8 protein-coding genes and 1 tRNA gene are annotated in these 8,449 nt (G+C 44.4%); 6 read left to right on the top strand and 3 right to left on the bottom strand.

The features are described from left to right. Window positions 1-274: 274 nt before the first annotated feature. Both lpxB and Q8R38_03140 read right to left on the bottom strand, forming a co-directional pair. On the bottom strand, window positions 275-1,408 hold the full coding sequence (gene lpxB, locus Q8R38_03145; GenBank protein MDP3791022.1) for a lipid-A-disaccharide synthase: 1,134 nt from the start codon (window positions 1,406-1,408) through the stop codon (window positions 275-277). Further along, window positions 1,408-2,331 carry a Gfo/Idh/MocA family oxidoreductase gene (locus Q8R38_03140; protein ID MDP3791021.1) on the bottom strand — a complete coding sequence of 308 codons (924 nt, stop codon included), beginning with the start codon at window positions 2,329-2,331 and terminating at the stop codon, window positions 1,408-1,410. The genes lpxB and Q8R38_03140 overlap by 1 nt, the downstream gene beginning before the upstream one ends. Before the next feature lie 66 nt (window positions 2,332-2,397). Here Q8R38_03140 and Q8R38_03135 point away from each other — a divergent pair, with 66 nt between their 5' ends. The 6 genes from Q8R38_03135 (at window position 2,398) to Q8R38_03110 (ending at window position 7,177) form a co-directional block, all read left to right on the top strand. Beyond that, window positions 2,398-4,221 (top strand): ABC transporter ATP-binding protein, encoded by a 1,824-nt coding sequence (locus Q8R38_03135; protein MDP3791020.1) that lies wholly within the window; start codon window positions 2,398-2,400, stop codon window positions 4,219-4,221. Window positions 4,222-4,373: 152 nt separating this feature from the next. Further along, window positions 4,374-5,219 (top strand): 30S ribosomal protein S2, encoded by an 846-nt coding sequence (gene rpsB / locus Q8R38_03130; protein ID MDP3791019.1) that lies wholly within the window; start codon window positions 4,374-4,376, stop codon window positions 5,217-5,219. A gap of 17 nt (window positions 5,220-5,236) precedes the next feature. Further along, the gene (gene tsf / locus Q8R38_03125; protein MDP3791018.1) at window positions 5,237-5,818 is read left to right on the top strand and encodes a translation elongation factor Ts; all 582 of its coding nucleotides are present in this window, start codon (window positions 5,237-5,239) and stop codon (window positions 5,816-5,818) included. Further along, window positions 5,815-6,531 carry a UMP kinase gene (gene pyrH, locus Q8R38_03120; protein MDP3791017.1) on the top strand — a complete coding sequence of 239 codons (717 nt, stop codon included), beginning with the start codon at window positions 5,815-5,817 and terminating at the stop codon, window positions 6,529-6,531. The genes tsf and pyrH overlap by 4 nt, the downstream gene beginning before the upstream one ends. Before the next feature lie 10 nt (window positions 6,532-6,541). Then, the gene (frr, locus tag Q8R38_03115; protein MDP3791016.1) at window positions 6,542-7,096 is read left to right on the top strand and encodes a ribosome recycling factor; all 555 of its coding nucleotides are present in this window, start codon (window positions 6,542-6,544) and stop codon (window positions 7,094-7,096) included. A gap of 5 nt (window positions 7,097-7,101) precedes the next feature. Further along, a tRNA-Lys gene (locus tag Q8R38_03110) sits at window positions 7,102-7,177 on the top strand. Window positions 7,178-7,338: 161 nt separating this feature from the next. Here the strand turns inward: Q8R38_03110 and Q8R38_03105 are convergent. Continuing rightward, a complete protein-coding gene (locus Q8R38_03105) occupies window positions 7,339-8,346 on the bottom strand; it encodes an integrase core domain-containing protein (GenBank protein MDP3791015.1) in 1,008 nt (335 codons plus the stop codon). Window positions 8,347-8,449: the final 103 nt, after the last annotated feature.

Here is an 8,449-nt window from a genome sequence, read left to right as displayed (position 1 = left end):
TAAAAATGTTAGGTCTTTTGTGATGACGAAAAACGGTTAAAAAGGGCCGAGGATGTTCGCCTTCGTTTTAAACTTAGGCGATCCCGCCGCTTTTTGGCGGGATGAGGCCCCGTTTAGGGGCCGAGTTCCGCAGGCCCCCGTTTTTCGACAGAACAAAAGACCGACCCGGAACGAAGTGAAGGGTAACATTTTTCCTGCCACCTATACATGGCTATCTTACATACTTATTTAGGTGGCTTGTGCTGACCGTAACTGTAGGCTTAGGTATGGATATTTACTGTAGGTACGGGAGGATAGCTTGGGCTGCGCGGGAGGAGGCTGCCGGTGCGCCAAGGGAATCTTTGACTTTTTTCAATTCGGCGATCATTGCAGATCTTTTGGAGCTATCGCGAAGTATTTCGAGAGAGGCTTTAGCCAGCTTTTCGGGCGTTGCGTTGTATTGCAAGAATTCCGGCACTATGACTTTTCCCGCTATCCAATTTACCAGACCCAGTATCTTTATCTTGGCGACCATCTTGTACGCGATGTAATTTATAAGTCCGGTCCGGTATGTTATTATAAACGGCGTTCCGATTATCGCGGTCTCGAGCGTCGCTGTGCCGGACGCGACTATTGCGAAGTCAGCTACGCTAAGTATATTGTAAGCGTCCGCGTCGCATATCTTAATAGTAACACCAAGGCCATTGATAGCTGACTCATACAAATCCGACGGCAAATTACGGTATTTTGCGACCAATATCTGCGCGCCAGGCAATTCTTTTTCTATTCTAACGGCGGCTTTGGCCATGATCCTAAGAAGCGTTTTTACTTCCATTCTTCTGGATCCGGGAAGAAGAGCTATTATCGGCCCGGATCCGGAAAGAGAGTATTTTTTTATTATCTCATTTCTTTGCATGGAAGGTTTTACCGTTTCTACCAGCGGATGGCCGACAAATTCCGAGCTTATGCCGTGCCTCTTATAAAGATCCTCCTCAAATTTAAAAAATACCAAAATCTTTTTAACACACTCTTTTATTATCTCAATTCTGTTCTCGCCCCATGCCCACACCTGGGGACTTACATAATATATTACAGGGATATTTCTTTTCTTTAATTCTTTCGCCAGTCTTAAATTAAATCCCGGATAATCTACGAGTATCGCCAGATCGCAGTGTCCCGAGTCGACTTTTTTCAGCAGCCCCTTAAAGACCTTGCCTATCGTTAATATATTTTTCCAGGCGTCGACCAAACCCACTATGGCAAGTTTCGATATATCAAAATCTATTTCGACACCGGCTTCTTTTGACAGATTTCCGCCCAGTCCGAAAAATTTTAAATCACTCTTTAATTTTTTTAATTCTTTTACGAGGTTAGAGGCGTGCAGATCTCCGGAAGGCTCACCTGAAACTATGAGAATATTTTTTGCCATTACTTTTGTTTCGATTTTATCTTTTCCAGTATCGCAAGCGCCACCGCAAGCGCGCGTCTTCCTTCGACGCCTGAAACTACAGGCCGCTTGCCAGTTCTTACGCATTCTATGAACGACTGCAGTTCTTCTTTTAATGGCTCGGTTTTTTTGATCTTTATCTTCTCTTTTTGTATCTTTTTGCCGGTCTTTTTGAATATGGTAACTTCCTGATTTACATAATCAAGCGATATGTAAGATTCTTCCTGGAATATCCGGATCTTTCTTACGACATCTTTTGTTACGCGGCTTGCGGTGATATCGGCTATCGTTCCGTCTTCAAATATGAGCCGGACATTTGCCACGTCTTCATGATCCGACATCGTGCTCAAGCCTACAGCCTCTATATTTACCACCTCTTGTTTTATAAGGCCCAGCACTATGTCAATGTCGTGTATCATAAGATCCAACACGACGCCGACGTCCTCAACTCTCTTATGAAATGGCCCCAGGCGCTGGCATTCCAGGAATTTCGGCTTTTTCATCACGTCTTCAAGCGCCATTACGGCCGCATTGAACCGTTCAACATGGCCAACTTGTATTATTAGGCCATCCTTTCTGGCGATTTCTATCAATTCGTCCGCTTCAGAAAGGGTCTTTGTTATGGGTTTTTCTATTAAAACGTGGATACCGTGGTTTAAGAACTCTTTTGCCACGTTGTAATGCATGCTTGTGGGAACCACTATGCTCGCGGCATCGACTTTACCAAAAAGGTCCTCATAATCGGCATAACTTCTGGTGTGGTACTTTTTCCCTATCTCTAATGCCCGCTCGAGGTTACAATCACAAACCCCTACCAGATCCACATTATCCATCTTGGAATAAACCTTGGCATGTATCGCCCCAAGGTGGCCTACGCCGACTACCCCTACCTTTACCTTGCTCATATTCAGGCGATTATATCATTCCCCTGGACAAAGAGCAAGTCTTATGTTATCATAATCATCCCAATTATGAAGGAATATACCAGGTTAATCAGATTTGTTCTCCCGCACATATGGGTACTCGCATTGGCCGTAGTGTGCATGATAGGCACGTCCGTCTTCAGCGGTGTGTCAATAAGTATGATAATACCGCTTATAGACAATATAATCACCGGCAAGAAGATGGCTATACCCGGAGGTGTCTTCGTTCCCGAACAACTTAAGAGCCTTATAGACATGGTAAATGCGATGCCGCCAATGGAACTTCTAAACAAGATGGTCATAATAGTCATGGTATTCTGGCTGCTTCGCAATGTCTTCGAATTCTTCCAGTCTTACTTTATGAGCGATGTCGCCCAACGCGTTATAAGAGACGTCAAGAATATGATATACGCGAAACTTATGAAGCTTCCCATGGAATATTATTCTAAGAACCCCACAGGCAAGCTTATGTCACGTATAACCTATGATGCCACGGTGATAAGAGATTCTGTAGCGACAGGGCTTACCGACGTTTTATACCAGCCGATACAGTTTGTCGTATACCTGGCGCTGGTATTTGCCGTGAAGTTCTATTTTTCCATTCCGTGGTCGCTTATACTGGTAGGCCTTATATTATTTCCGTCTATCATATATCCGGTCATCAAGATAGGCAAACGCCTTAAAGCCATATCAAAACAGACCCAAGAAAACATGGCGGACATAACAACGACTCTTCATGAGACGATATCCGGTATGCGGGTTGTGAAGGCTTTTTCGATGGAGGATAGCGAGTCGGAAAGATTCAGGAAACAGAACCAGCAGTTTTACAAGCTGACCATGAAGTCTACCAAAAGAGTCATAGTGGTAAGCCCTATAACAGAGTTTGCCGGCATGTTCTGCATAGCTGTGATATTATGGATAGCCGGAAAACAGATAATTTCGGGCGCGTTGTCGGCAGGCGCTTTTGTCACTTTTCTGGCGGCGTTATTATCCTTGATGAAGCCTATGAAGCGGCTTACAAATGTCTACAGCATAAATCAGCAGGCGCTAGCGGCCGCGTCCAGGATATTCGAGGTGCTCGATACCAAGGATACCGTTAATGAAAAGCCGGACGCCATCGAGATGCCAAGATTTAGGGATTGCGTCGCATTTAAAGACGTTCATTTTGCTTACGACGACAAAGAGATACTAAAAGGAATAAATCTTGAAGTCAGGCGCGGAGAGATCGCCGCTTTTGTCGGTACCAGCGGCGCAGGCAAGACAACTCTTGTAAATCTGATACCGCGTTTTTATGACGTTACAAAAGGCAAGATAACCATAGACGGAATCGATATAAAAGATTATTCCCTAAAGTCACTTAGGTCACAGATAAGCGTAGTCACGCAGGAGACGATACTCTTTAATGAGACGGTCGCCTACAATATATCTTATGGATGCAAAAACCCAGGGAAAGAGGATATAGTAAAGGCCGCTGAAGTGGCGAATGCCCATTCATTCATAATGAAGATGCCCAATGGCTATGATACCATAATAGGAGAGCGTGGTTTCAGGCTATCGGGCGGCGAAAAACAGCGTTTATCGATAGCGAGGGCCATATTTAAGAACTCCCCAATATTAATACTTGATGAGGCTACATCGCAGCTTGACACAGAATCGGAGATACTTGTGCAGGAGGCGATAGACAGAATGATGCGCAACAGGACCGTCTTTGTGATCGCGCATCGTTTAAGCACGATCAAGCACGCTACGCGTATTTATGTGCTGGACGGCGGGCATATTGCCGATGTCGGGCCGCATGATTCGCTGATACAGAAAGACGGGCTTTACAAAAGACTGTATGACATGCAGTTCGGGCCGGCGTTTATACGGTAGGATAAAAGTAGTTGAAAGTATAGGTTAAATGTGTATAATATGAGGCTCTTTAGATGAGAGGTCCTTCAGAAGCTCCCATAGGTCGCTTCATCAGGATCAATTTTGTTTCACAAAATCGAAAGGTAACATAACAAATGGTAGAATCTACACTTATGAAGAGTCTGCTTGAAGCAGGGGTGCACTTTGGGCATGAGACTAAGCGTTGGAACCCCAAGATGAAGAAATATATTTATGGCGCGAAGAACAAAGTCTACATCATAGACCTTGAAAAGACACAGGCCGCTATATTGAAAGCGTGCGAATTCTTGAGAAAGACGGCATCCGAAGGCGGTAATGTGCTGTTTGTGGGCACGAAGAAACAGGCCCAGGATATAGTCAGAGAAGGGGCCTCCCGCTGCGGTATGTACTATGTAAACCAGAGGTGGCTGGGCGGCATGCTTACCAATTTCCAGACGATAAAGAAGAGTATAAAGCGGCTGGAAGATCTCGAGCGCATGAAAGAAGATGGGACATTTGCCAAACTTTCGAAGAAGGAAGTATCACAGCTCAATAAAGAGGCTTTCAAGCTAAACAAAAATTTAGAAGGTATACGCGCAATGGCGAAGCAACCTAAGGTCATGTTCGTTATAGATTCTAAGAAGGAAGAGATAGCGATAAAGGAAGCCAGGAAGATAGGTATCACCATAGTCGCGTTAGTTGATACCAATTCCGATCCGGACATAATAGATTATCCGATACCGGGCAACGATGACGCTATACGCTCGATAAAGCTTATTACCGGTCTTGTAGCCGACAGTATAGTTAATGGCAGGCAGCAGTTTGCGGCGGGAAAAGCCAAAGAAGAAGAGGAAGCGGCCCAGGCACAGGAAGGCTCGGAACTGAAAGTTATAGACGAAGAAGTCGAAGAGCTCGTACAGGGAGACATTAAGCTTCAGGAAGACGAGAAGAAGCCGAAGGATGAACCTATAAAGAAGGCAAAGAAGAAGATAACGAAATAAGAAAGAGGTAACTTGAAATGATGGACGCGATAAAGAAGTTAAGAGACAAGACCAGCGCAGGTGTAGTGGATTGTAAAAAGGCGCTTAAAGAATCAAACGGCGATATAGATAAGGCCGTGGAGATATTAAGGAAATCAGGAGCTGTCCTCGCTTCCAAAAAAGCCGGACGTTCGGCTAAGGAAGGAAGGATAGAGAGCTATATACATTTAGGCGGCAAGATCGGCGTGCTTGTAGAGGTGAACTGTGAATCAGATTTCGTGGCGAGAAACGATGATTTTAAGGCGTTTGTGAAAGATATTGCCATGCAGATAGCGGCGTCGAGCCCGCTATACTTAAAGAAAGAAGACGTCCCGGAAGAAGCGATAAAAAAAGAGACAGAGATAATAAAAGCGCAGATAAAGGGTAAGCCGGCAGCCGCTATCGAAAAGATAACCGAAGGCAAACTCAATAAATTTTTCGAAGATGCCTGTTTAATGGAACAGCCTTTTATAAAGGATACGAACCTGAAGGTCAAGGACGTATTAACTTCGATGATAGCCAAGATAGGCGAGAATGTAGTAATAAGAAGGTTTGTGCGTTACATGCTGGGAGAAGAATGAGAAAAGCCGCTTTTAAAAGAGTAGTATTGAAGTTAAGCGGAGAAGCGCTCCAAGGGTCGTTCGGGTACGGCATAGATCCCGATATACTTACCTCGATCGCCCGCCAGATAAAAGAAGTAAGATCGCTTGGTATCGAGATAGCCATTGTCATAGGCGGCGGTAATATCTTCAGAGGCATCGCTGGTTCCACAAAAGGTATGGACAGGGCAAACGCTGATTATATGGGCATGTTAGCCACGGTTATAAATGCCCTTGCGTTACAGGACGCGCTGGAAAGACAAAGCGTATTTACAAGAGTCCTTTCCGCTATAGAGATGCGGCAACTGGCGGAGCCTTATATAAGACGCCGTGCCATACGGCATCTTGAAAAAGGGCGCGTAGTAATATTTGCCGGTGGCACAGGCAATCCCTATTTTACTACAGACACGACCGCGGCTTTGCGCGCGATAGAAATAAAAGCTCAGGTTATACTAAAAGCGACCAAAGTGGATGGGATATATTCGGCAGATCCGGTAAAGAATAAATCCGCTAAAAAGTTCAATACATTGCGTTATATAGATGTTTTAAAAAAGGGCCTGAAAGTTATGGATGCTACAGCGATAAGTCTTTGCATGGACAATGAGTTGCCGGTAATCGTATTTAGCCTTAAAAAAGACGGAAATATAAAGAAGGTGTTAACGGGCGAGAATATAGGTACAACCGTAAAAGGGTGAGGTGCATGATATGAACGCGAAAGAAGTTATAAAAGATACAGAATTAAAGATGAAGAAGACTATTGAAGCAATACAGCGTGAGTTTTCTGTTATAAGAACCGGTCGCGCGTCTGCCGCGTTAGTTGAAAATGTACGTGTCGATTATTACGGAGCGCCTACGCCGTTAAAACAGGTAGCAAGTGTTACCACTCCGGACGCAAGGCTTGTGATGATACAACCATGGGACAAGAACGCCCTGGTGGAAATAGAAAAAGCGATATTAAAGTCGGATATAGGCATTACACCTACAAATGACGGTAAGTCGGTGAGGCTGTCGATACCTCCGTTAACCGACGAGCGCAAGTTGGAACTCGATAAGGTGTTGAAAAAGATCGCGGAAGACGGTAGAGTTTCCTTAAGAACCTGCCGCCATAGCGCGATAGAACATATACGTAAGCTCGACAAGGACAAAGCCGTTACCGAAGACGAAAAATTTAAATCTCAAGAAGATATCCAAAAGCTCACCGACAAATATATCAAAGAAGTAGATACTCTTTTAGCAGGAAAAGAAAAAGAGATACAATAATTTTAGGGCCTCTAGCTCATCTGGTAGAGCACCACACTTTTAATGTGGTTGCGGTTGGTTCGAGTCCAACGAGGCCCACCATGTTGTAAGGCCTCTCACGAGTTTCTCGCGAGGGGCCTTCTTGTTGATCGAGCCTCATATGGACTTGAAGCCGCGGTTTCAAAATTGTCCAATTTTCCAGTCGAGGTAGATTAGAATAGAGACACCTCTTGCGTAACGAACCTCCTGTAGTTTCGTAAAGTTTAGTATTTTATCTCGATAATGTTAGACTTCTCGCGTATGTCAAAGAACGCGTGCCCCGGGAACTCAAAGCCTCCAGCTTTAAGCTTGTACCCCGTATGGCGCCTCTTAAAGTTATATTCAACCATGAATTTTTGTAAATCCTCATTAAGCTGCTCCAGCGTTGTATATGGCTTTGGTAGCAGACAAAGATAGAAGTCCTGCCATATAGTTTGATTAAGCCTCTCAGCGTAACCATTGGTCCAGGGATGAGCTTTCTTTGTTACGGTGTGCTCAACACCGCACCTATTTAGCATCCTTCTAAAATAACTGAAGTTATTCTTGTGTCGGGCACAGTAGAACTCAATACCTTGATCGGTGAGGATCCGTCTGATCTTAAAAGACGCGGTATTGTTGAACATATGATTTACGAAGAAGTCCACAGCGTTATCCGCGGTTCTAGCCGTATATATTTTAGCCCACCCGTAACTTGAATAGTTATCGCATGCGGTATACTGGCATAATTTGCCTAAACCCCTGACGGAGACAACGAATGTATCCATACCAACCAATTCACCCGCTTCCTTAGCCTCTATGTGATTATATTTAGCCTGCATGTGTTGTTTCTCCTTATGGGTTAAGACGCTTTTACCTTGGGCTTGGGCCCAAAGCCTACGCTTACGACGAGTATTCAAATTCTCTCTTACCAGATAGTTCCAGACAGCCTTTGTTGATACGCGAGGAACCTGTCCCCGGCCTATTCTTTCCGGTCCATGAGTGGGCTTGTCATACACATAATCCAGTATCCTTAATTCCTGATCCCACTTAAGCCGGTGGGGCATGAGAGGCTTTTTGCGGATAACATTCTCTAAGCCTTTATCGCCATCACGTAAATATCTACCCAGCCACTTGTAGAACCACTTTCGACTAAAGCCATATTTATACTTAACCTCACGCCAACCAAATCGCCTCAATCGCCAATCATCAAAGATCTTCTTTCGTAAACTATAGACTACACCGCTATCATTCATATCAGCACCTCCAATCAACTGCAATTATACACTATTATTATAAACGACTAAAAAACACAACTAAAAACTTCGATTCCAGTCACCACGAGTGGGAAACAATACA

It is taken from the genome of Candidatus Omnitrophota bacterium, assembly GCA_030695905.1.
GTDB lineage: Bacteria > Omnitrophota > Gorgyraeia > 2-01-FULL-45-10 > 2-01-FULL-45-10 > CAZHPY01.
Note: the sequence above shows the minus strand (reverse complement) of the source record. Positions and strands in the feature narration are given on the sequence as shown.